Below are 262 nucleotides of genomic sequence, written 5' to 3'. Positions count from 1 at the left end.
CATGGGTTCATAAATATAATGGCAAGTACTATTTGTCCTATTCCACGGGCGACACACATAATATAGTCTATGCGATAGGGGATAGCCCATATGGACCATTTACTTACAAAGGGGTAATATTAGATCCTGTTTTAGGCTGGACCAATCATCATTCCATTGTACGGGAAAATTTCTTAAAATATATTTCAACCAACACAGTAGTTTTTGCAAAAATTCCTGCACTGATCTACGACCGTATTGATTCCTTTTTTGAAAAAGCAGA

Annotated in this window: 1 pseudogene; it reads left to right on the top strand. The window is 36.6% G+C overall.

The features are described 5' to 3' along the window. Positions 1–262 (top strand): annotated as a pseudogene (locus SB717_RS36975) (hypothetical protein); the annotation flags it as partial.

This window comes from Priestia sp. SIMBA_032, assembly GCF_046535215.1.
Lineage (GTDB): Bacteria > Bacillota > Bacilli > Bacillales > Bacillaceae_H > Priestia > Priestia aryabhattai.
This window is presented reverse-complemented; position numbering and strand designations above follow the sequence as displayed.